Source organism: Microcoleus sp. PH2017_08_TRC_O_A, from assembly GCF_020738665.1.
Classification (GTDB): domain Bacteria; phylum Cyanobacteriota; class Cyanobacteriia; order Cyanobacteriales; family Microcoleaceae; genus Microcoleus.
In genome coordinates this window covers 17,255-40,131 of the sequence record NZ_JAEQCE010000082.1, presented here as the reverse complement: position 1 = coordinate 40,131, position 22,877 = coordinate 17,255, and the positions used below count along the sequence as shown (strand labels likewise).

Genomic DNA, 22,877 nt, shown 5'->3' with positions numbered 1-22,877 from the left:
AACTACGTACCTAAAAAATAATCCCGCAAAGGTATGTTGTTGCGCTTCAGCGCTCTTTATCTTATGTATGAAAGAGCGCTGAAGCGCAACTACGTACCTGACTGCGAACCTTTGTTCCTACTTTCCTACCGTGAAATACTCATTTTTAGCGTACACGCTAATTATGCAGTCGCCGACTTCAAAAAACATCCCCTCTTGCTCATCTTTAGAGAATTGCAAGTTGCCGTATTTAGCATTGATTTCCTCAGCAGTCGCCGCCTTCGCTTCCATTTCATCGGGAATAAGTCCGGTTGAACCGATGTAGAAAACTAGCGGCGAAACTTTCTCAGCATACACTTTTTCGGCGTAGGTTTCCAGTTGCTCGTTTGCACGGGTTAAAGCAGCGACAAATTCGTCTCGCTTGACATCTTCTTCCTGCCATTTTGCTTGCAAAAGTCTGAGCAAGCTGTCTGCACCAACTTTGGCTAAGGTAGCGCTAACAATTCCGTTATTCTCCAATCCCAAAAAGTCATCGAAAATTTGTTTCATTAAGTCGTCAACTTTGGTGATTTTGGTGCGGGATGAAACTGTTTTGTGTGCGAAGACGACAGGCTCATCTAAGGTGATGTGAAATGTCGGTTTTGCCAGCTTTTCGCCCGTGTTTTTGTGGTAAACTTCGTACAGGCGATCGAGAAATTTGTTGGCTGAGTGCAGTTTGGCGAAGTTGAGGATGTTTTTGCTGCCGATGTCGATTTTGTAGCTGACTCGCGAATCTACTGTACCATTCGCGATCGCACTTTTCAACTCTGTGTACTCCGTCGTCGTTGGAAAGTTGAGGTAAAGGCTTTTCGACAGATAGTGCTGTTTCAACTCTTCCAACTGTTGAGCCGTATAACTCTCGGATGCTTCCTTCAAATGAGCCGAGAGAATGCTGGAGAGAATTTTAATGTTTGCGAGTTCCTCAAACACTCCGTCAAGGCTGCCGTAACGTCCGTCAAACGGCACTAGCGGCAAACTGTCTAAGTTAATATCGTACTCCGAATGGAAGTCAAAATCTCCCGCAGGCGAGCCGTATTGTTGGAGGACACCGCATTTTTTGAGCAAATCAAACACTGCTTTGCTGCTGATTTTGGTTCGCAGCGACTTGATATTAACTTCGCCGTCGCTGACAATGGTATAGTTGTTGAAAGTATTCAGGTCTGTCACCAGAATTCCTGCCACTTCTGCGATCGCACTTCCATCCTCAACTTTTACCAGTTTAACTTTCCGGGTAATCAGCATATTGATGGTAGCGGTATTTTGATTGATCGCAAATGAACCCATCCGCACGTATTCGCCGCCATCTAAGAATTCTGTTTTCAGCCAAGGCTTGACAAGGTTGCCGTTTTCGTCTCGCTTTCCTTCAACTCGCTTCAAACCTTTGCGCTGATAGTTTTCTTGCAAGTGTTTCAAGTTGATGATGATGCTGTTGCTGTTTTCCTCCAATATCTCGATCAACTCCAGCAGGGAAATTTTATCGCTGACTTTTACCCGATCGCCAATTTCATGATTTTGCAACACATCAGGCGCAAACACAGCCTGTTCCAAATCCTCGGTAAACTCGGCTATTTGAGCATTTGTCAAAGCTTTCGCGTGTTTTTCCGTCAAAGTAGCATCGAAGGTACTCGCCAGCGCATACTTCGCCGTATTCAAATTGCCGTCAGCGAGGTTAGCTTTCGCAAAAGCAAACACCGACTCATCAGTTTGAGCAACCGGAACTTCTAATTTGTCATACTCATCTTTGGTGACTTGCTGATACTTGTAAAACAGTCCCGCATCGTCTGCTTTCAGCCCGCAGATTTTCAGCGTACTCGATGAACCGCTGATTTTTTTGCCAGTTTTGGAAACAAAAACTTGATAATCGTATTCCTTGATTAACGGTTCTTCCAGCGGTGGCGCCACCGAATCACCTAACAGTTTTGTGCTGTCGTACAGAGCATCATAAACCATTTTAACTTCGCCAGCGCGGATGCAATTTCCCGATAAAGTGTTGGCGATTTTTGAGAGCAGTTTGAAGTCAGCAGAAGCATAGGATATCGTGTTGGCAAACACATCCATGTCCTTAAGTTCGTTGCAGATTTCCGCTAGTTTTGCCGCTTCGGCATTAGGACTCGGGTCATTTGCATAACCGTCTGTGTGCAAGTTAATTGCTGTCACTTCTCCTGCTTTTACGAGAGATTTAGCAAGCTGCATCGACTGCGATATGCAGGTACAGCCAGCGGTTTGGATATTTTTAATTTGTTTGATGTATTGAGAGTCAATCTTCGTCACTTCTTGAATGGGAATTCGCTGGAAGTGACAAATTACGTCTCCATTGTCAGCGTAGGAAATGAGGCTGACAATTAGTTGGTAATTGTTGTATTCGTCTAAAGTCAAAAGCTTGACTAGGGTTTCTTTCAGCGGTTTTAAGTCAGAATACATCGAGCCGGAGCGATCGATAATGATGATGCTGTGGGCGACGGATTTTTCGGGGATATCGCCTGGTGTTCTTTCGAGATTGAGGCGATCGACTAAATAGAATGCCTTTTCATTTCCGGCAAAATTGTAGAGGGTAAATTTGGTGCGATTATTCGAGGCTGCTTGGCTGCTGGAACTTTTGACCTGAGATGATTGTTTTGCTTGCCGTGCCATACTTTTCACTCGTGTTGATTTATTCCTCAACACTATCTTGACACGCCCTTTTGTCGGTGTCAAGGCCTGTTGAGGAAAATTATCTGCTAGGCTAAATAAGCATTAATGCTTAGCAACAGTTGCCAAAAGTAGTGTGCATCAAGGCCACAGAAACCGGGTTTTTTACCGAATCTGCGGGTAAAAACGAAATATTTTCGTAAAAACCCGGTTTCTGACCACCCGCGCCAGTCCTAAAATATTTAATCAATAATGCTTAATTTAGCAAATCCGCTGCTCAAACTCTATCTAAATTTAATCGGATGGGTAGCGTTTGGATTCATTCTCGGCCGCCTGCTACCGAGAAGCTATTCTACATATTTAGCCAAGTTTCTGTTCTTTTTTGGCACACCGCTGAGCATTGTTGCTTTTATCCGCCGCGCCAATTTGTCTGGCCCTATTTTGATTGCACCGCTGATAGCTTGGGTGGCAATTCTAGCGGGTGGCGGACTCGCTTGGATTGCGATAAATTTCGGCTGGGGCGAGGAACGTCTCAAGACTATTAATCCAGGCAAAAATACCTCGGAAGCCAAAACTGCTTGGAGTTTGCCGACTCAAGGCAGTTTTTTATTAGCGGCGATGTTTGGTAATACGGGTTTTTTAGGAATTCCCATCACCTTGTCTTTGTTGGGCCCGGAACACTTTGCTTGGGGGTTGTTTTATGACTTGCTGGGCACTGGTACGGCAATCAATTTACTCGGAATTGCGATCGCCTCTGGCTGCGGTAACAGCAATCTACACCAGCATTGGTTAAGTCCCCTGCGAGCAATTTTGCAGAATCCGGCACTGTGGGCTCTGGGTATGGGATTTGTTTCGCGCAGCTTGCCACTGCCGGCACCAATCGAAGATTTGTTAACAACAGGTGCTTGGGCTGTAATTAGTTTATCTTTGATTACGATCGGGATGCAGTTGAGCAAGTTGAATTCTTTGCACAATCTCAAACAAGTTTTGAGTTGTCTGTCAATTAAAATGCTGTTAATTCCCTTGGTATTTGGCGCGGGTTTAACGTTTGTTGGCATTACGGGCGCGCCGCGGCTTTCGCTGGTGCTGCAAATGGCAATGCCTCCGGCTTTTGGTACTACTTTGCTGGCTGAAGTTTTTAATCTCGATCGCGAATTGACCGTAACTGCGATCGGCATTGGCTGCGTTACGTTATTATTCACTATTCCAATCTGGATGCTGCTATTTAGTTTTTCATGAAAATAGAATCTGATTAGTTTAAGCAGCGCGTTGTTTTAGTGATATGAATCACAACAATTGAGCGATCTATGTCATGTTCATTTTACTTAACAATCATGGAAGTTGGAACTCTATTCCCTTCTGTTAAGCTACAAATAGCCTACGGATGAGGCAGATAATCAAAGTATGACAACTGAAAATTTTACATTCACAGGTTATGAAATTGTCGATCGCATTTACTCAGGCACTCGCACCCTAGTTTATCGAGGTTTCCGTACTAGCGACAAACAGCCAGTCGCCATCAAAGTCTTGTGCAGCAAGTATCCCAGCTTTAGCGAACTCGTGCAATTTCGCAATCAGTATACGATCGCCAAAAACCTCAATTTACCCGGAATCATCGAAACCTACAGCTTAAAAGCTTACCAAAACAGCTATGCGCTGGTAATGGAAGACTTCGGGGGAATCTCTCTGAAGGAATGGAGGGAACAAGCGGAAACTGCGCCGAATTTGAGGGATTTTCTGCAAATGGCGATCGACATCAGCAGTACATTAGATATACTCTGCCGCCACCGCATCATTCACAAAGACATTAAACCCGCCAATATTTTAATTAATCCAGAAACAAAACAACTCAAACTAATTGACTTTAGCATCGCATCTTTGCTGCCCAGGGAAACTCAAACCCTGATGAATCCTAACGTGCTGGAAGGGACACTCGGCTATTTGTCTCCCGAACAAACTGGAAGGATGAATCGCGGCATTGACTACCGCACTGATTTTTACTCTTTGGGCGTGACTTTCTATGAATTGCTGGCGGGAGAATTGCCGTTTCAATCCCACGATGTGATGGAATTGGTGCACTGTCATATTGCCAAGCAACCGCCATCGCTGCATGAAATTAAGCCGGAAATCCCGCAGGTACTCTCGGAGATTGTCAGCAAATTGATGGCCAAAAATGCTGAAAACCGCTATCAGAGCGCCTTAGGACTAAAATTTGATTTAGAATTGTGCTTGAGTCAACTAGAAGAAAGTGGTCAAATTGGAAGTTTTGCCATAGCCCAGAGGGATTTGTGCGATCGCTTTATCATACCAGAGAAGCTCTACGGGAGAGAAACCGAAGTAAAAACCCTACTCGAAGCCTTTGATCGCGTTGCATCCCCCCGAACCTCGGGGGGACAGAGGGGGGTCGAAATGATGTTAGTAGCTGGTTTTTCCGGGATTGGGAAAACAGTTGTAGTTAACGAAGTCCACAAACCAATTGTGCGGCAGCGGGGTTATTTCATCAAAGGGAAATTCGACCAATTTAACCGCAATATTCCATTTTCAGCATTTGTCCAAGCCTTGCGAGATTTAATGGGACAATTGCTATCAGAATCAGACGCTCAATTGCAAACGTGGACAGCTAAAATTCTCTCAGAAGTTGGAGACAACGGACAAGTTTTAATTGAGGTAATTCCCGAACTGGAACTGATTATTGGTGAGCAACCCGCAGCAACAGAACTATCAGGCAGTGCAGCACAAAATCGATTTAACTTATTATTCCAAAAATTTATTGGAGTTTTTACCACCGCAGAGCATCCGCTGGTGGTGTTTTTGGATGATTTGCAGTGGTCAGATTCGGCTTCACTTCAGTTGATCAAACTATTGATGAGTGACAATAGCTATTTACTGATGTTGGGAGCCTATCGAGACAATGAAGTTTCACCCATCCACCCATTTATATTGACCGTAGAAGAAATCAGAAAAGCGAACGCGATCGTTAACACAATTACTCTGGCACCGTTGGCGTTTAATGACACCAATCATCTGGTTGCCGATACATTGAATTGTTCGAGGGAACTGGCTCAACCGCTGACGGAGTTAATCGATCGCAAAACGAAAGGTAATCCCTTTTTTGCGACACAGTTTCTTAAAGCTCTGTATGAAGAGGGCTGCATCATGTTCGATCGCGATCACCGTTATTGGGAATGTGATATTGCCCAAGTGAATGCGCTGGCGCTTACTGATGATGTTGTTGAGTTTATGGCAGTGCAATTGCAGAAATTGCCCTTGGAGACACAACAGGTACTCAAATTAGCGGCTTGTGTGGGTAATCAGTTTGATTTGGGGACGTTGGCGATCGTCTCTGAGCAGTCTCAAACCGATGCCGCAACTGCATTGTGGAAAGCATTGCAAGAGGGCTTAATTCTACCGACGAGCCAAGTCTATAAGTTCTTTCAAGGTACAGAACAGTCAGCTTATCCGGAGTCTGTCAATCCAACGTATCGATTTTTGCACGATCGCATCCAACAAGCCGCCTATTCTCTGATTCCCGATGACCAAAAACAACAGACACACTGGAAAATTGGTCACTTACTGTTAAAGAATCTGTCTCCGCAGGAACAAGTTGAACAGATTTTTGAGATCGTTAATCAACTGAATTTAGGGAGAACGACGATCTCCAATCCAGTCCAGAAATACCAACTGGCTAAGTTAAATCTGCAAGCTGGACAAAAGGCAAAAGTTTCAGCCGCCTATCAAGCGGCTCAGAATTATTGTGAAATTGGCATTGATTTATTAGCCGCTGAGTCTTGGCAGGTAGACTATGAATTAGCCTACGCCCTACATCGAGATGCCTCAGAAGCCGCTTATCTCTGTGGTAATTTCGACCAAGCAGAAACACTCTATGCGGTCACCCTGACCCAAGCCCAAACACCCCTAGACAAAGCGGTGATTTATCGGGTGCAGATGACTCAATACCAACTTCAGGGTCGCAATAAAGAAGCGATCGCCATTCAACGCCAAAGCCTCCAACTGCTGGGCTGGGGAATGCCCATAGAACCAGAAAGCATCCAAGCCAGCCTCGATGAACAAATTGCTGCGGTCAATCAATTCTTAGAACAGCAAGCAATTGAATCGATTCTTGGTTTGCCAAAGATGACGAATGACACCATTGCAGAAATGTTGAGGATATTACAAATTCTGTTCTATGCAGCATGGCTGGATGGTCAATCTACGTTGGCGCTACTTGCACTAGCTAAGATGACAACTTTGTCGTTACAGCACGGCAACAGCGATATGTCTCCCTTTGGCTATGTGGGTTACGGTCTAATCGCTAATGCCTTACTCAAAGATGCTGCCCAAGCTTATCAATTTGGTAATGTAGTGATACGACTTTGTGAACAATTTGATAATACTGATGTGCGGGGGATGACCAATTTCCTGTTTGCTGCCGATGTGCATAGTTGGAGTCGTCCCCTGCAAGCAGCCGATACCTACTATGACAATGCTTTTAAGTGTGGGATGGATGCTGGGAACTGGCTGACCGTAGGCTTCACGATCATCCAAAGTGGCTCCGATCGGTTGACCTATGGCAAAAACTTGAATGACCTGTATGCGATCGCCCAAACCCATACAGAGTTTCTTCGTCAGATTAAAAGTTTAGAGAATCTCGATGCCCTCACCGTTGGTGTGCTGCAACCCATTCGTCATCTTCTGGGGTTAACAACCACCCCCTTGAGCTTTGATGATGAAGGGTTCAGTGAAGCAGAGTATTTGCAAAAATATCACGACGCGCCCTATCATTTGGCATGGTTTTATTCGGTCAAAATTCGTCATGCTTTCCTGTTCAATCAACAAGCTACCTATCCAAAATTAATTCCTCAACTCCACATCATTGAGGAAACTGTTCCCAGCCATGCCAAAGTGCCGTCCAGTGTCTTTTATGTCATACTCATGCACTTGGCACTGATTGAGATTGCTGACGATGCTGCTGAGCGTCAGTCCCATTGGCAAGCCATCTTACCTCTGGAAGAACGGTTAACCCGTTGGCAGCAAGATTGTCCAGAAAATATTGAGCATAAGTGCCTTTTGATCCAAGCAGAAAAAGCCCGGCTCAACGGGCAAAAATCAGAAGCAATCGATTTGTATGACCAATCTATTGCCCAAGCTCAGACTCACGAGTATGGCTATGAAGCAGCCCTCGCCAACGAACTTGCTGCCAAGTTTTATCTAGACTGGGGTAAAGAAAAAATTGCCCAGGATTATTTGGCAAATGCCTACTACGGTTATGCACGCTGGGGTGCAAAAGCCAAAATTGATGACTTAGAACAACGCTATCCCGAACTTCTTGCTCCCATATTTCAGACCAAACAAAACCGTTCTGCAATCAGCGAAATTCGGCTACAAACCATCAATCAATCCTCAGTTTTACATCAAACCTTCCAAACAACTCAATCTAGCAGCAGTAGTATTTCCGAAGCCCTAGATTTAGACACTATTTTTAAAGCCTCCCAAGCTCTATCGAGTGAAATTGAATTAGAAAAATTGCAGGCGGCACTAATGTCTGTGTTGCTCGAAAATGCCGGGGCTACAAAAGCAGTTCTGCTGTTGGTTAAGCAGGGGAATCTCGCAGTCGAAGCTGTCGCCTCTATCAAGGAAAATGTCATCTCAATGTCTGTGCCGCTGTCAGCTAGTGCAGAGGTTCCTGCTGCTGCGGTTAACTACGTCAAGCGCACTTTGAAAACTGTTGTTTTGGATAATGCAGCAGCACAAAACGATTTTATGGCAGAGCCGTATTTGATGGAGCAAAAACCCAAAAGTCTTCTTTGCGGGCCGATTTTGCATCAAGGTAAATTAATTGGGTTGCTGTATCTAGAAAATAACTTGACTATTGGGGCATTTACTGGCGATCGCACTCAAGTCATCCAAATGTTGTGCGCCCAAGCAGCGATTTCGCTCGAAAATGCCCGCTTGTACCAACAATCTCAAGCTTATGCCCAAAAATTAGAACGATCGCTCTTTGACTTGCAACAAGCCCAGTTACAGCTCGTACAGAGCGAAAAAATGTCCGCCTTGGGCAATCTCGTCGCCGGAGTCGCCCACGAAATCAACAATCCTGTCGGCTTTATTAACGGCAATATTGACGAAGCAACGACTACCATCAAAGATGTGATTAACCACTTGAGATTATATCAAGAAAAGCTGCCAAATCCCGGCAAAGAAATCGAACAAGATGCTGAGGATATTGATTTGGAGTATGCCTTATCAGATTTGCCCAAGATGCTGTCATCAATGAAAGTAGGGTGCGATCGCATTCGCGGCATCAGCACCAGCCTCCGCACCTTCTCCAGGGCTGACAAAGACTACAAAGTTCCCTTTAATATTCATGATGGCATTGACAGTACGCTCTTAATTCTCAAACACCGGCTGAAAGCTAACGAACACCGTCCGGCGATCGAAGTTGTCACCGATTACGGAAATCTGCCTCAAATCGAATGTTTTCCCGGTCAACTGAACCAAGTTTTTATGAATTTGCTCAGCAATGCGATCGATGCCCTAGATGAATCAAATTATGGACGAAGTTTTGCGGCAATTGAAAACAATCCAAATCGGATTACTATTCGCACAATGGTAGAAGGTGAATCTGTGAAAATTGCGATCGCCGATAACGGCAAGGGAATGTCGTCCGAGGTAAAAGAGCGGATTTTCGACCATTTATTTACCACAAAAGCTGTGGGGCAAGGCACGGGATTGGGATTGGCGATCGCCCGTCAAATTATTGTCGAAAAACATGGCGGTAATATCACAGTTAATTCTACTCCAGGACAAAGTACAGAATTTATCATTACCCTTCCCATTTATGCGGGATAATATTTTTGACAAGTTGATGCCTAGAATGTTAAACATCAAGTAAATTACAGCATTTTTCAGGTATGTTCGGGACATACCAGAGGTAGGGACACGGCAATGCCGTGTCCCTACAGGCTATTGAATGTACTTCAGAAACCAGCAATCTACTGCAGATCGCGGATCGAAATGCGTCCTGAAATGTCAAGTCAAAAACCCAGTTTTCCATCGCGTCTGCGTAATTCCCGATCGTTTACAATACCAGCAACCGCAAGTTAAAATATCGATCGAGTTGGGATCTATATAAATTGTTCGGGCGAGGCGATCGAAGATATCGAAGTCGCCGGGGAACTTCAGGATGCAAATGCGACGGCTTTTAGCCGAGAAGTTATCCGCCTTGCTGAAGCTTGCGAACTCAAACAACTGCGGCTCTTCATTACTTGTTATGCTAAAAGTGTCCGTGAAGTTGGCTGAAACCCTTTCTGGTCAATAAGTCTATTCGTTATGGCTATCATTTGAGGTGCTGACTTTCGCGACCATCCACTAGAATCGTTGATTTTACAGGCAATTTATGATGTTTAATTAATAAATTAGCATAAAAGGTAATGAAGAGCCACAACTGCGAACATTTATCCAAAACTACCTCGCTTAATAGAAGCCGAAACCCATGCCATGCCAAACCCAACCGTTTATCTCGATCGTGGATGACAACGCTACTAACTTGTCTGTGTTTTCTGGTGCTTTGAAAACTGCTGGCTATCAAGAACGAAATACCAAATTTTAGAGTATCCTTGAAAAAAATCAAATTAGTAATCCTAGCAACTTGTAAGCGATCGTGACACTCAAAAAGTTAAATTACATTTTTTCTCAAACTTCCAGGCAAGTTTCCCTGCGAACAGTCTTAATTGTGCCTTTTGTACTGCAAATATTTGCTGCTGTAGGATTGGTTAGCTATCTGTCCTTGCGTAACGGGCAGAAAGCTGTTAATGATGTAGCGGCTCAACTGCGAAGCGAAGTTAGCGATCGAGTCAAAATGTATCTGGACAATTATCTAGAGAAACCTTTTCTGATTAACAGGCTGAATGCAGATGCGATTGCTCGCAGGGAATTGAGTTTCGATTTGAAGAAACAGAATCCAAAAGCCGATCGATTACTTTGGCAACAAATGCAGTTTTTTGATTATGTAAGCTGGATTTCTTTGTGTTCGGCGCAAGGAGATTTATTTGGAATTGAGCGGAGGGCTAAAGATAATTCACTGCAATTTTATATGAGTAACAGTAATACAGGCTTTTACCCTTATTTTTCCAAAATAGATGCTCGGGGAAATCGCACGGAAAATCTAGAAAAAAGTACCACAAAATTTAATCCTTATATCCGACCTTGGTTCATTAATGACGAACGGAAAAGAAAGCAGGCTTGGAGTGAAATTTATCCTGAATTTATTAGCCTCCAACCGCAGATAACTGCTATATCGCCTGTTTATAATGATAGCAGAAAAATTCAATATTTTATTGGTACTACTTTTTCGTTAAAAGCTATTAGTCAATTTCTAAATAATCTCAAAATCGGTCGGTCAGGGCAGGTTTTTATTATCGAAAAATCTGGATTTTTAGTAGCAAGTTCAACCAAACAGCAGCTATTTACATTAGAAAATCAAAAGGATGCAAAACCCCAACGCCTTAAAGCATTAGACAGTAAGGATAAGTTAATTAGCGCAACTGCTCAAAGTTTAACCAAAAAATTTGACAATTTGAGTAATATAAAACAGGAACAACAACTAGAATTCACCATCTCTGGTCAGCTACAATTTATTCAAGTTATGCCCTTCCAAGATGATTTTGGACTTGATTGGTTAGTAATTGTAGTAGTTCCAGAAGCAGATTTCATGGAGCAAATTAACTCCAATACTCAGACAACTATACTGTTGTGCATGGCAGCATTAATAGTAGCAACTGGGGTCTGTTTTGTCACTGCTCGATGGGTGACACAACCAATTCGCCGCCTCAATCAAGCATCTAAAGCTATTGCCCGAGGAGATTTAAGTCAGGCTGTAGATTTAGATCGCGCTGATGAATTAGGAGAATTAGCTATCTCATTCAATCAGATGGCAGGACAACTCAAAACCTCTTTCAATGAACTCGAACACCGAGTAGAAGAAAGAACAGCAGAATTAGTAATAGCTAAAGAAAAAGCCGACGTAGCCAATCAGGCAAAAAGCACATTTATTGCCAACATGAGCCACGAATTGCGCTCTCCCCTCAACGCCATTCTAGGCTTTTCTCAAATCATGACTCGCTCTCAAACTCTGCCTCCCGAACATCAAGAAAGTGTCGGCATCATCTCTCGCAGTGGCGAACACCTGCTCACCCTAATTAACAACGTCCTCGATCTGTCTAAAATCGAAGCAGGCAAAACCACTCTCAACCAAAAAAACTTCGACTTGCATCGGCTACTTGAGGACATACACGATATGTTTGAAATGAAGGCAGAAGAGAAAGGTTTGCAGTTACTCATGGAATCAGCACCCCATCTACCTCGCTACGTCCGTACCGATGACGTGAAATTGCGTCAAGTGCTGATTAACATCATTAACAACGCCATCAAATTTACTCAAGAAGGAGGTATTTCCGTCAGAGTAACCGTTAAAGAAACTGCCGACAAAACCCACACCATACATTTTGAAATCGAAGATTCAGGAGCCGGGATTGGGCCTGAAGAAATTGGGAATTTGTTTGAAGCTTTCACGCAAACAGAAACCGGAAAACAAGCTCAAGAAGGTACGGGTTTGGGCTTGCCTATCAGCAGCCAATTCGTGCGTCTCATGGGGGGAGATATTACAGTAAAAAGTGTAGTAGAACAAGGCACGAATTTCCTGTTTGATATTCAACTTACTGAGGTAGAAGCCAGCGATATTGTCGCCCAGCAACCGACTCGGCGCATCATAGCTCTAGAGCCAAATCAACCGCGATATCGGATTCTGATTGTGGACGACAAACCGACAAACCGTCAGTTATTAATTAAACTGCTATCTCCCTTGGGATTTGAACTTCAGGAAGCCTGTAACGGACAAGAAGCAGTGGCTATTTGGCAGGAGTGGGAGCCACATTTAATTTGGATGGATATGCGGATGCCTGTGATCGATGGTTACACGGCGACTAAAACAATTAAATCTTACACTAAAGGTCAAGCAACGGCAATTATTGCTTTAACTGCTAGCGTATTAGAAGAAGAGAGAGCCGTGGTACTAGCGGCGGGTTGCGATGATTTCTTGAGAAAACCGTTTCGAGAGCAAGAAATATTTATTGCCATGAATAAGCAGATAGGAGTGAAATATGTTTATGAAGATTTAAGTCATGAAAATGAGAAAATAAAAACTCCCAAAGTAATTTTAAATGTAGAGACGCTGGCAGAAATTCCCAGGGATATATTAGCTCAACTACAAGAGGCAGTGATGTTTTCAGATGAGGAGTTGATGGCTGAGTTGGTGCAACAAATAGCTAATCGCGATCGGTTTTTAGCTGAGGAACTCGGGAAGAGTTTGCATAACTTTGAATATGAGAAGATTTTGAACTTAATTGCGGCTGCTATATCCTAAAAGGAGTAAAATATGAACGAGAGTAAAGGTCAAATTTTTATTATTGATGATACACCCGCCAATTTACATCTGCTTGTCAATCTTCTCAAGGAAAAGGGCTACCTGACGCGAGCATTTCCCAGCGGCAAGTTAGCTTTAGCAGTTATTGAACAATCATCTCCTAGTTTGATTTTGCTGGATATTCAAATGCCACAAATGGATGGCTACGAAGTTTGTCAACATCTCAAAGCTAACGAATCAACTGCCGATATTCCGGTGATTTTCATCAGTGCTTTGGATGAAATGATGGATAAGGTGAAAGCTTTTAGTGTAGGTGGAGTGGACTACATCACGAAACCATTTCAAGCAGAGGAAGTTTTAGCTCGGATTTCTACTCATTTAGAACTCAGTCGCTTACAAAAACTATTGAAACAGGAAAATTCTCTACAAGCTCAACAACTAGCCGAACAGAATCGCCAACTCCAGTCGATGAATCAGGCATTAGAGCAAGCTAATCAAGAATTGAAACAACAATACGATCGACTTCACTCTGCTCAATTACAATTGGTACAAAGCGAAAAAATGTCAGCTTTGGGTAACTTGGTGGCTGGGGTTGCCCACGAAATTAACAATCCGGTTGGCTTTATTAGCGGCAACATTCAACACGCTTTAGACTACATCAAAGATTTGTTTGGCTTGCTCGATTTAGTCAAGCAAGAATCTGGTAGTTTCAGCGAGGCAATTCAAGAAGAAATAGCAGCGATCGATCTTGAATACATCCGCGAAGATTTACCGAAGTTAATTGATTCAATGCGAGAAGGAGCGCACCGGATTAAAGACATTAGCACGAGCTTGCGGACATTTTCTCGTGCCGATAGCGAGCTCCCCATTCCTTTCAACCTTCATGAAGGTATTGATAGCACTATTTTAATTTTAAAACATCGCCTCAAAGCGTCGGAAAATCGCCCGGAAATAGCAGTTGTTAAAAAATACGGTAAAATTCCTATGGTAGAATGCTATGCCGGACAGTTAAACCAGGTATTTATGAATATTTTGGCAAATGCGATCGAGGCTCTGGATGAATCAAATTTCGGACGCAGTTATGCCGATATTCAACTGGCTCCCAATCGAATTGTCATTACTACCTCTTTAGAAGATAAGAGCGTCAAAATTACGATCGCCGATAACGGCAAGGGAATGTCGTCCGAGGTAAAAAATCGCATCTTCGACCACCTGTTTACCACTAAGGGAGTGGGTAAAGGGACGGGGTTGGGATTGGCGATCGCCCGTCAAATCGTGGTCGAGACCCACGGCGGTACAATTGAGGTGAATTCCTATCTGGGAAAGGGGACTGAATTTGCGATCGTGTTACCTGTTAGCCAAGAAAGTCATTAGTCATTGGTCATTGGTCAGAAGTGCGATCGTCCCCCCCGAGCGAACATTCGTCATTCTTGACGATCGCGATTTTAAGCTCTTCTGCTTTGCGATTGGACTTTAAGTGCGAACGATCGAACCTATTTGCCACCACTCCAGACACTGGCAAAATTTCCGGCACTCCTGCGCCAGATTGCCAAAATCTCAACTATGCTAACGTAGGCGAGCAGCAATCCCTTGTCACGAAGGCGATTGACATACTTTAAACAATTTATTTTATTGAGGAGCGGTGTATCCCCTATGGCAAACCTGATCGGCATGGACAGCAACGACTTTATTCTAGGTACTCCGCAGGGCGATCGAATTCGCGGCTTAGATGGCGATGACACACTGCTGGGCGCGAATGGAGATGATACCGTAGAGGGCGACGCAGGCAAGGATCAGCTTCTCGGAGGCGATGGAGCAGATTCGCTGCTTGGGGGTGAAGGAAATGACGAGCTCATTGGCAACCAAGGCCGCGATTTTCTTTCCGGTGGCAATGGGGACGACTCGGTTCGCGGCGGTTTGGGTAACGATACTCTCGATGGCAACGACGGGTTAGACAGCTTGTTGGGAGATGCAGGGGACGACTTGGTTCGTGGTAACGGAGGCAATGATGTGATTGCCGGGGGTACTGGCAACGATACCCTCAGAGGGAATGACGGCGACGATTCCGTGTTCGGAAATAGTGATGATGACTATCTCTACGGGGATTTTGGGAACGATTCTCTCAACGGCGGTAGCGGGCGAGATCAACTGTTTGGCCTTGATGGCAACGACTATTTGGCCGGCAGTGACGGTGACGATACTTTGTATGGCAATGCTGGCAGAGATTCGCTCTTGGGAGAATCCGGCAACGACCAACTATTCGGCGGCAAGGCTGACGATACACTTTCTGGTGGCAGCGGTTTGGATACCATTCGCGGCGATCAAGGTGACGACTGCCTCATGGGAGATGAAGGTAATGATTTCCTATTTGGTGGCAAAGGTAATGATGTTCTCGACGGCGGTTTTGGCGATGATTCTTTGGCCGGAGGTCTGGGCGACGATACAATTTTGGGTAGTTTTGGCAATGACAATTTATTTGGGGCAGAGGGTAATGATTCTCTGGTTGGAGGTGAGGGTTCCGATACTCTAACTGGCGGTAGCGGCAGTGATATTTTTGGATTGGGAGCCGGCCCGGGAAGTTTGGTTTTAATTACTGATTACAATGAGGCTGAGGATTTCTTTGGGCTGCCGAGCAGTTTATCTTTCAGTCAATTGCAAGTTCGCCAAGGTAATGGTGCCAATCTCAGAGATACGGTAATTACGATCGACGGGAAGCTGTTAGCAATTTTGGTCAACACTCCGTCGGCGCTGATCGATGCCACTGATTTTATCAGTGTGAGTGGGACGTTTTCCCCCAGGCCGACGACTACGACGACTACGACTACGACTACTACGACTACTACGGGAACGGAAACGACTCCAACGCCGACGATTACGACTCCAACTCCGACGATTACGACTCCAACTCCGACGATTACGACTCCAACTCCGACGACTACGACTCCAACTCCGACGACTACGACTCCAACTCCGACGACTACGACTCACTCCAACTCCGACGACTACGACTCCAACTCCGACGACTACGACTCCAACTCCGACGACTACGACTCCAACTCCGACGACTACGACTCCAACTCCGACGGTTTCGAGGATTCCGACTGCGCCGACTGTTACCGTACCTGATTCAATGGTGTCTATTAAGTCGATCGCCCCGACGCCTACTCCAGGACTTTTGCCGATGCCCGGCCAGATGCCGGTATTTCCTGCGATGCTGCCGAGTCCGATACCCGTACCTCCTACACCTTTCGGGTTCTAGGTGCAACAGCGCCCTTCTGTGATGAGTTTTGAGTTAATGTCAACGTCACAAACTCAAAACTCATCACTATTTAAGGTCTTCCTCAGTCCCGGCCGAGTCATTTTCAGACTTGGCCGGATCATCTTCTAGTGGAGATAATTGTTGGGCGTACCCCAAGATCGATCGAAGTTTCATACGCTGGATGTAAGGCCAGCCGCCATTGGCTTCAATATTCCTGAGCAGTTTGTAAACTGCTTGGCGGTTGTCGGGAAAAGATGCTTGGAACAAACCGTCCCGAATTTCCTGGTGCGAAGCTTCCAGGGCCCGCAGCAGGGTCAAAAGCAGCACACTGTCTCCCTGACAACTTTCGGCTAAAGTCCGAATCGCCTCTGTCAGCGATTGCAGTTGAGACTGCAACTTTTCTGACTCTAAATTTTTGCCGTTGTCCATACCGCTGCTTCCTTTGAAATCTACAAGGCGTTTGTCCCCAGCCTTTTGGTGAGCCGACTAATCGAGCTAGTGGCGATCGCCATTCGGGGCCAATAAGCAACGTAACTTAAGTGGGTTGACGATCGCAAGATTTATTTCCAATCCAAGTCAGGAAAAGAGCACAACCCGTCGTACCATGTGTATTGGGCTGCGATCCGAACATGATTGAGAAATCATAAGTTCTTGCTTATTTTCACCGCACTAGCTCGATTTTTTGAGTGAAAGCCAGTGTCGGTGAAGCAAGCGATCTGGATCTAAATGCTGCTATGGCGCTGGCCTAGCCTGCCGGCGGGCAATTATATTTTGCTCGAACTAGGGCTTTTTCTTAATATAATCCGATGTTGGATATTGAGGTTGGAAATGAAATATCGTGCTTTAATTGTTGCACTTTTAGCATTTTGCATGAGTGCGCTGGTTGCTTGTTCTTCTGCTCCTACTGATACGACGGTGGCGACTACCGAGTTGCTCACCTACGACGAGATTAGAGGTACAGGATTGGCCAATAACTGCCCTAGCTTGGCAGAAACTTCTCGGGGATCGATCCCCATTGAAGCGGGTGGCACCTATAAACTGGCTGGTATGTGTTTGCAGCCCACAACTTACTTTGTGAAGGAAGAAGCAGCCAACAAACGCCAAGAGGCAGAATTTGTGCCTGGTAAATTGTTGACACGGTTCACGTCGAGCATTGACCAAGTTCAAGGTACGCTCAAGGTTGGTAATGACGGTACTCTGACTTTTACAGAAGAGGACGGCTTGGACTTTCAAGCAATTACAGTTCAGTTACCGGGTGGAGAGCAAGTACCTTTCTTGTTCACCATTAAAGAGTTAGTGGCTACTTCCGATCCGGGAGTCGTTGCGCTCAATACTTCTACCGATTTTCAAGGGGAATTTAACGTTCCTTCTTACCGCAGCGCAGGCTTTTTAGATCCTAAAGGTCGCGGTGTATCGACGGGCTACGACAATGCTGTCGCGTTGCCGGCTACTGACAATTCCAAGCTGAAACGCTCTAATGTTAAGTTAGCTGACACCCGTACCAAGGCTGGCAAAATTTCTCTCCAAATTGCTAAGGTCAACAGCGCTACTGGCGAAATTGGGGGGATTTTTGAAAGCGTGCAGCCTTCTGATACTGATTTGGGAGCTAGACCTGCTCTGGACGTGAAAATTCGTGGTTTGTTTTACGCTCGGATTGAGCCTTCTGTTTCGTAAAATTGTCTTTCTGGATCGATCCTCTGCGAGGGCTTCGCCAACGAACTTGAGCAGTTTTTTGTCCTAAAGCTACTGCTCGCCTTTCATTAGTCAACAGTCTTTAGAAAGATAACTGAAGACTGTTGACTAATGACTAAATCTATGCTTAAAGTGTTATTGAGTTGCCAGTTATTAAATTAGGATTTTTGATTAATTGAAGTATTGCGTTTAAACAAATTTGCCACTACAATATGGTGTGAAAAATAAACATCATTCAATTGACAGTTGACAGTTGACAGTTGACAGTTGACAGTTGACAGTTTAAGAGCGACCTCTACCTAGAAGTAAGAGGATTGGAGTAATGAATAGTCTGATTTTAATTTCTCCCGATTAGGCGGGCGGGCTTTCAACCAATTCTTTCTGGTAAAATACGGATTTTGCTGAACACTTCTGGGATGACCCCGACCAAAAACGGAAGCCCTGACGATCGCTTAAAGTCGATCGCCAAATTTTAGACCCAAATAGAAGCTCCTAAATTAATCTGTGGAGTAAATTTAAAATCTAAAATTTAAAATTGACTAATTCCCTCAAATCCATGCACAGTCCCAAATTTTGACTGGTGTGTCTGCTGTCACAGATATATAAGTGCTAGGATTACACCACAGCAAGATTAATTTTTTTAGACTAGATTAAAAACTAGGTCTAAAGCAACATCAGTCCCCTGCTCTACCAACCTTTATGCAACCATGTCTACCACAATCCCCAACGAGCTAAAAAGCGAAAATTTGCAATTGTTGCGCGAGTACCAACATTCTGGCTCGAATGAAGTCCGCAATCAGTTAGTTCAACTGAATATTGGACTGGTGCGAAAAGAAGTTTACCACTGGATCAATCAGTGCGGTGAAAGCTACGATGATTTGCAGCAAGTTGGGTGTATTGGGTTGATTAGGGCGATCGAGCGATTTGATATCTCGAAGGGACACGCTTTTAGTTCCTTTGCAATTCCCTACATTCGCGGCGAAATTCAACACTACTTGCGGGACAAAAGCCCTTCTGTGCGAGTTCCCCGCCACTGGTTGGCCCTGGAACGCAAGTCTGTCGCAGCGATCAAGGATTTGCAGGTACAGTTCAACCGCAAACCTACGGATGCTGAAGTAGCAGCAGTGCTTGAGGTTTCTGTGGCAGAATGGCAAGAAATTAAGTTAGCGCATCTCAACCGATCGCCTTTAAGTTTAGACGCACCAGTGCAAGATGAAGATGAGGGCGCGACTTGTCTGGGAGAATTGGTACCCGATAGCAAATATCGGAGTTTTCAGTTGGCGCAAGAGGATCAAATTCGCGTACAGCAAGCTTTGGCGATGTTGGAACAACGGACTCGGGAGATATTGGAGTTTGTTTTTCTGTACGATTTGACGCAGAAGGAAACGGCCGAACGCTTGGGTATCAGCGCGGTGACTGTTTCTCGGCGAGTCAAGAAGGGACTGGATTTGCTAAAGGAAATTATGACCAAACAGCTTTAGACAGTTGACAGTTGACAGTTGACAGTTGACAGTTGAGAGGAAAGCAGTTACTACTAATGACTACTGACTAATGATAAGGTTCGCGAGCGGGGACGCTCGCACTAATGACTGCTGACAACCGCCAACAGCCAACTGACTACTGCCAACTAACAAATGACAACTGACTAATTTTTAGATGCTTCGGACAAATTTATCGAGCCTTTCTACAGCTTTTTTAATTGTGCCTAAATCGGTGGCATAAGACAAGCGAATGTGGTCGTCTGCACCAAACGCAATCCCTGGAATAACTGCTACTTGATGCTGTTCTAAGAAAGCATCACAAAATTGCAGAGAAGTCATTCCAGTTTTGCTGATATTGACAAACATATAGAAAGCGCCGTCTGGTTTGATGCAGCTAATTCCAGGGATCGCCTCAAGCAATTCAAATATTACTTCACGCCGATCGGCAAAAGCGAGACGCATTTTTTCCACAGACTCTTGGCTGCTTTCCAAAGCTGCGATCGCGCCGTACTGTGCAAAAGTACACACGTTTGAGGTACTGTGTCCTTGAATGGTGCTGGTGGCTTTAATTAATTCGATCGGCCCGGCCAAATAGCCAATCCGCCAGCCTGTCATTGAGTAACCTTTTGCAAAACCGCTGCTAATGATGGTGCGATCGAATATTTCTTTACCCAGGGAACCGATGCTGACGTGTTTGGCGCCGTCATATATAATTTTTTCGTAAATCTCGTCAGAAACGACTAAAATATCTCGATCGACTATCACCTGGGCCAGCGCTTTAATTTCCGCTGGAGTGTACACCATTCCCGTCGGGTTAGAAGGCGTATTCAGCACGAATAACTTGGTTTTGGGAGTAATCGCTGCACTCAGTTGTTCCGGTGTAATTTTATATCCTGTAGAAGCATCTGTCCGTACAATTACGGGCTTACCGCTGGCGAGTTTGACCATTTCTGGATAGCTGAGCCAGTAGGGAGCCGGAATAATTACTTCATCTCCAGGCTCGATCAGAGCCATCATCAGATTGTAGAGGGAGTGCTTGCCGCCGTTGGTGACAATGATATTTTCCGGTTGATAGTGGAGATTGTTGTCGTTGCGGAGTTTGCGGGCGATCGCAGCTTTCAACTGCGCTTCCCCAGCCACCGGGCCGTACTTAGTCTTCCCCGCATCCAAAGCTTGCTTTGCCGCCGCTTTAATGTGTTCGGGGGTATCAAAGTCGGGTTCTCCGGTGCTCAAACTACATACATCAATCCCTTCGGCCCTCATAGCTTTTGCCTTAGCTGCGATCGCCAAGGTTATGGAAGGAGGAACCTCACCCACTCGTGCTGCCAACTTGATCATTGGATTTTAGATATTATATTTTTGACTTTAGATCATAGGTTGACAAATCTTGATATTCAACCCTGTCGTTAGGAAATTATGACATTTGTTTACATATAGTGAATCTAAAATCTAAAATCTAAAATTTAAAATCGATTGACGTTATGATTGTAGCATTTTTGATGCCTCGTTACCCTCAACGCCGATCTGCAAGCTTATGGATCTCAAATCTCTGATTCGCGACATTCCTGATTTCCCCAAGCCGGGAATTATGTTTCGAGACATTACAACTTTGCTCTGCAACCCGCAAGGACTGAGCTACACTATTGACAGTTTAGCTGAAAAATGCTCTGAAATGTCTGCTGACTATGTGGTGGGCATGGAATCGCGGGGCTTTATCTTTGGCACGCCTTTGGCTTATAAAATGGGAGTGGGCTTTATTCCTGTCCGCAAACCGGGAAAACTGCCTGGAGAAGTTCTTTTTGCTGAGTACGAGTTGGAGTACGGTGTCGATCGACTGGAAATGCACCGAGATGCGATGAAATCCGGCAGCCGGGTGCTGGTTGTGGACGATTTGATCGCCACTGGCGGAACAGCGGCCGCGACGGCTAATTTGTTGCAGCAAGCGGGCTGCGAGCTTGTCGGTTTTGCTTTTGTGATTGAATTGCTGGCTTTGGGCGGGAGGCAGAAATTGCCGGATGTGCCGATCGTCTCGCTAGTCGAATATTAGTCAGTAGTCAGTTGACAGTTGACAGTTGACAGTTGTCAGTTGTCAGTTGTCAATTGTCAATTGTCCGATCAATTGACCGTAATAAAAGAGGTTTGTAGTGAGGACTTTAGTCCGCATTCTTAAACCCGCAAGCCACGACTTCTGTCATTACTGCAAACATATAGGGATCGTATGAGCTGCGATCGATGCTTCACAAACAATTAATCAATCAAAAATCCCAAATTCTCAATCTAAAATCTAAAATCTAAAATCTAAAATGGTATGACTTCTATTAAATCTAATCGAAACTGGCGAATGTTGAATTCTTTATTTGGCAGCGAGACATTTACTTATGTTGTCAAACGACTGTTGCAGGCACTTTTAACCCTATTCTTAGCATCGGCTCTGTGTTTTGCAATTATTGAGCTCGCACCAGGAAATTACTTAGATACTTTGAGTCAAAATCCGAAGATTTCGCCGGAAACACTCAAGCAACTCGAACAGCAATTCGGCTTGGATAAACCAGCGATTGTGCAGTATGGGCTGTGGCTGAAACAAATTCTGACACAGGGGAATTTTGGCACGAGCTTTGTGTATCAGCGATCCGTAGCGTCGCTGCTGTGGGAAAGAGTACCGGCGACGTTGTTGATGGCGATCGCATCTTTGATTGTAACTTGGGCGATCGCACTGCCTTTGGGAATTGTCGCGGCCGTTAATCAGAATAAAACTGTCGATCGCATTTTGCAAGTAGTCAGCTACACAGGCCAGGGTTTTCCCAGCTTTATCACAGCTTTGCTGCTGCTATTTTTTGCTCAGAATACTTCACCTCTTTTCCCAGTCGGAGGAATGACGAGCATCGATCATGCAGACTTACCTTGGTGGGGACAAATCCTCGATTATTGCTGGCACTTAATTTTGCCAACAGTCGCCCTCAGCGTCACAGGTTTTGCTGGTTTACAAAGATTGATGCGCGGACAATTGTTAGACGTGCTGCGTCAAGATTATATCCGCACAGCACGAGCTAAAGGTTTGCCGGACAATCGAGTAATTTACATTCACGCTCTGCGGAATGCGATTAATCCTTTAGTTACGCTGTTGGGTTTTGAGTTTGCTAGTTTGTTGAGCGGTGCGTTTATTGCGGAATTTTTCTTTAATTGGCCTGGTTTGGGTAAGCTGACTTTGGAAGCGGTGAACAATCAAGACTTGTATTTGGTAATGGCGAGTTTGATGATGGGCGCTACGATGTTGATTGTTGGTAATTTGTTCGCAGATTTGTTGCTGAAGGCTGTCGATCCGAGGATTAAATTGGAAGATTTGAAGTGATAGAATCATATTTGACTATAAATTTGATTC

The 22,877-nt window shown here is 44.8% G+C and carries 15 protein-coding genes; 11 read left to right on the top strand and 4 right to left on the bottom strand.

The features are described from left to right. Positions 1-117 precede the first annotated feature (117 nt). Positions 118-2,649 (bottom strand): VWA domain-containing protein, encoded by a 2,532-nt coding sequence (locus JGK22_RS24965; protein ID WP_293206589.1) that lies wholly within the window; start codon positions 2,647-2,649, stop codon positions 118-120. A gap of 249 nt (positions 2,650-2,898) precedes the next feature. Here JGK22_RS24965 and JGK22_RS24960 point away from each other — a divergent pair, with 249 nt between their 5' ends. Both JGK22_RS24960 and JGK22_RS24955 read left to right on the top strand, forming a co-directional pair. Further along, positions 2,899-3,885: an AEC family transporter gene (locus JGK22_RS24960; RefSeq protein WP_293179738.1), complete on the top strand. Its 987-nt coding sequence runs from the start codon at positions 2,899-2,901 to the stop codon at positions 3,883-3,885. 165 nt (positions 3,886-4,050) lie between these two features. Beyond that, the gene (locus JGK22_RS24955) at positions 4,051-9,495 is read left to right on the top strand and encodes an ATP-binding sensor histidine kinase (RefSeq protein WP_293179741.1); all 5,445 of its coding nucleotides are present in this window, start codon (positions 4,051-4,053) and stop codon (positions 9,493-9,495) included. 180 nt (positions 9,496-9,675) lie between these two features. Here the strand turns inward: JGK22_RS24955 and JGK22_RS24950 are convergent, their stop codons facing one another. Beyond that, positions 9,676-9,894, bottom strand: a complete 219-nt coding sequence (locus JGK22_RS24950) for a hypothetical protein (RefSeq protein ID WP_293179744.1) — start codon at positions 9,892-9,894, stop codon at positions 9,676-9,678. 412 nt (positions 9,895-10,306) lie between these two features. On the opposite strand from JGK22_RS24950, the gene JGK22_RS24945 reads away from it, so the two are divergent. From JGK22_RS24945 to JGK22_RS24925, 5 genes are read left to right on the top strand one after another with little or no spacing between them, the layout of a single operon-like run. Then, positions 10,307-13,066 (top strand): hybrid sensor histidine kinase/response regulator, encoded by a 2,760-nt coding sequence (locus tag JGK22_RS24945; protein WP_293179747.1) that lies wholly within the window; start codon positions 10,307-10,309, stop codon positions 13,064-13,066. A 12-nt stretch (positions 13,067-13,078) separates the two neighbouring features. Continuing rightward, positions 13,079-14,440, top strand: a complete 1,362-nt coding sequence (locus tag JGK22_RS24940; RefSeq protein WP_293179750.1) for a response regulator — start codon at positions 13,079-13,081, stop codon at positions 14,438-14,440. Between the two features lie 20 nt (positions 14,441-14,460). After that, a complete protein-coding gene (locus JGK22_RS24935) occupies positions 14,461-14,685 on the top strand; it encodes a hypothetical protein (RefSeq protein ID WP_293179753.1) in 225 nt (74 codons plus the stop codon). A gap of 34 nt (positions 14,686-14,719) precedes the next feature. Continuing rightward, on the top strand, positions 14,720-16,192 hold the full coding sequence (locus JGK22_RS24930; protein ID WP_293314002.1) for a calcium-binding protein: 1,473 nt from the start codon (positions 14,720-14,722) through the stop codon (positions 16,190-16,192). Positions 16,193-16,196: 4 nt separating this feature from the next. After that, the gene (locus JGK22_RS24925; RefSeq protein ID WP_293275184.1) at positions 16,197-16,325 is read left to right on the top strand and encodes a hypothetical protein; all 129 of its coding nucleotides are present in this window, start codon (positions 16,197-16,199) and stop codon (positions 16,323-16,325) included. Between the two features lie 66 nt (positions 16,326-16,391). Here the strand turns inward: JGK22_RS24925 and JGK22_RS24920 are convergent, their stop codons facing one another. Beyond that, complete coding sequence (locus JGK22_RS24920; protein WP_293179759.1) at positions 16,392-16,754, bottom strand: hypothetical protein; 363 nt, start codon at positions 16,752-16,754, stop codon at positions 16,392-16,394. Between the two features lie 399 nt (positions 16,755-17,153). Between JGK22_RS24920 and JGK22_RS24915 the strand changes: the two genes are divergently transcribed. Continuing rightward, complete coding sequence (locus JGK22_RS24915) at positions 17,154-17,999, top strand: photosystem II manganese-stabilizing polypeptide (RefSeq protein WP_293179762.1); 846 nt, start codon at positions 17,154-17,156, stop codon at positions 17,997-17,999. A gap of 725 nt (positions 18,000-18,724) precedes the next feature. After that, the gene (locus tag JGK22_RS24910) at positions 18,725-19,498 is read left to right on the top strand and encodes an RNA polymerase sigma factor SigF (protein ID WP_293179764.1); all 774 of its coding nucleotides are present in this window, start codon (positions 18,725-18,727) and stop codon (positions 19,496-19,498) included. Between the two features lie 171 nt (positions 19,499-19,669). Here JGK22_RS24910 and JGK22_RS24905 read toward each other — a convergent pair whose 3' ends face one another. Further along, positions 19,670-20,836, bottom strand: coding sequence for a pyridoxal phosphate-dependent aminotransferase (locus tag JGK22_RS24905; RefSeq protein ID WP_293179767.1), 1,167 nt, complete (start codon positions 20,834-20,836; stop codon positions 19,670-19,672). Positions 20,837-21,032: 196 nt separating this feature from the next. Here JGK22_RS24905 and JGK22_RS24900 point away from each other — a divergent pair, with 196 nt between their 5' ends. After that, on the top strand, positions 21,033-21,545 hold the full coding sequence (locus JGK22_RS24900) for an adenine phosphoribosyltransferase (protein WP_293212581.1): 513 nt from the start codon (positions 21,033-21,035) through the stop codon (positions 21,543-21,545). 261 nt (positions 21,546-21,806) lie between these two features. Further along, positions 21,807-22,847: an ABC transporter permease gene (locus tag JGK22_RS24895; RefSeq protein WP_293147311.1), complete on the top strand. Its 1,041-nt coding sequence runs from the start codon at positions 21,807-21,809 to the stop codon at positions 22,845-22,847. The last annotated feature ends 30 nt before the right edge of the window (positions 22,848-22,877 follow it).

Bases quoted from the DNA above. Each gene is read 5' to 3' on its own strand.
- JGK22_RS24905 (WP_293179767.1), bottom strand. From the start codon at position 20,836: ATGATCAAGTTGGCAGCACGAGTGGGTGAGGTTCCTCCTTCCATAACC.
- JGK22_RS24965 (WP_293206589.1), bottom strand. From the start codon at position 2,649: ATGGCACGGCAAGCAAAACAATCATCTCAGGTCAAAAGTTCCAGCAGC.
- JGK22_RS24955 (WP_293179741.1), top strand. From the start codon at position 4,051: ATGACAACTGAAAATTTTACATTCACAGGTTATGAAATTGTCGATCGC.
- JGK22_RS24895 (WP_293147311.1), top strand. From the start codon at position 21,807: ATGACTTCTATTAAATCTAATCGAAACTGGCGAATGTTGAATTCTTTA.
- JGK22_RS24900 (WP_293212581.1), top strand. From the start codon at position 21,033: ATGGATCTCAAATCTCTGATTCGCGACATTCCTGATTTCCCCAAGCCG.
- JGK22_RS24940 (WP_293179750.1), top strand. From the start codon at position 13,079: ATGAACGAGAGTAAAGGTCAAATTTTTATTATTGATGATACACCCGCC.
- JGK22_RS24920 (WP_293179759.1), bottom strand. From the start codon at position 16,754: ATGGACAACGGCAAAAATTTAGAGTCAGAAAAGTTGCAGTCTCAACTG.
- JGK22_RS24915 (WP_293179762.1), top strand. From the start codon at position 17,154: ATGAAATATCGTGCTTTAATTGTTGCACTTTTAGCATTTTGCATGAGT.
- JGK22_RS24925 (WP_293275184.1), top strand. From the start codon at position 16,197: ATGGTGTCTATTAAGTCGATCGCCCCGACGCCTACTCCAGGACTTTTG.
- JGK22_RS24910 (WP_293179764.1), top strand. From the start codon at position 18,725: ATGTCTACCACAATCCCCAACGAGCTAAAAAGCGAAAATTTGCAATTG.
- JGK22_RS24930 (WP_293314002.1), top strand. From the start codon at position 14,720: ATGGCAAACCTGATCGGCATGGACAGCAACGACTTTATTCTAGGTACT.
- JGK22_RS24960 (WP_293179738.1), top strand. From the start codon at position 2,899: ATGCTTAATTTAGCAAATCCGCTGCTCAAACTCTATCTAAATTTAATC.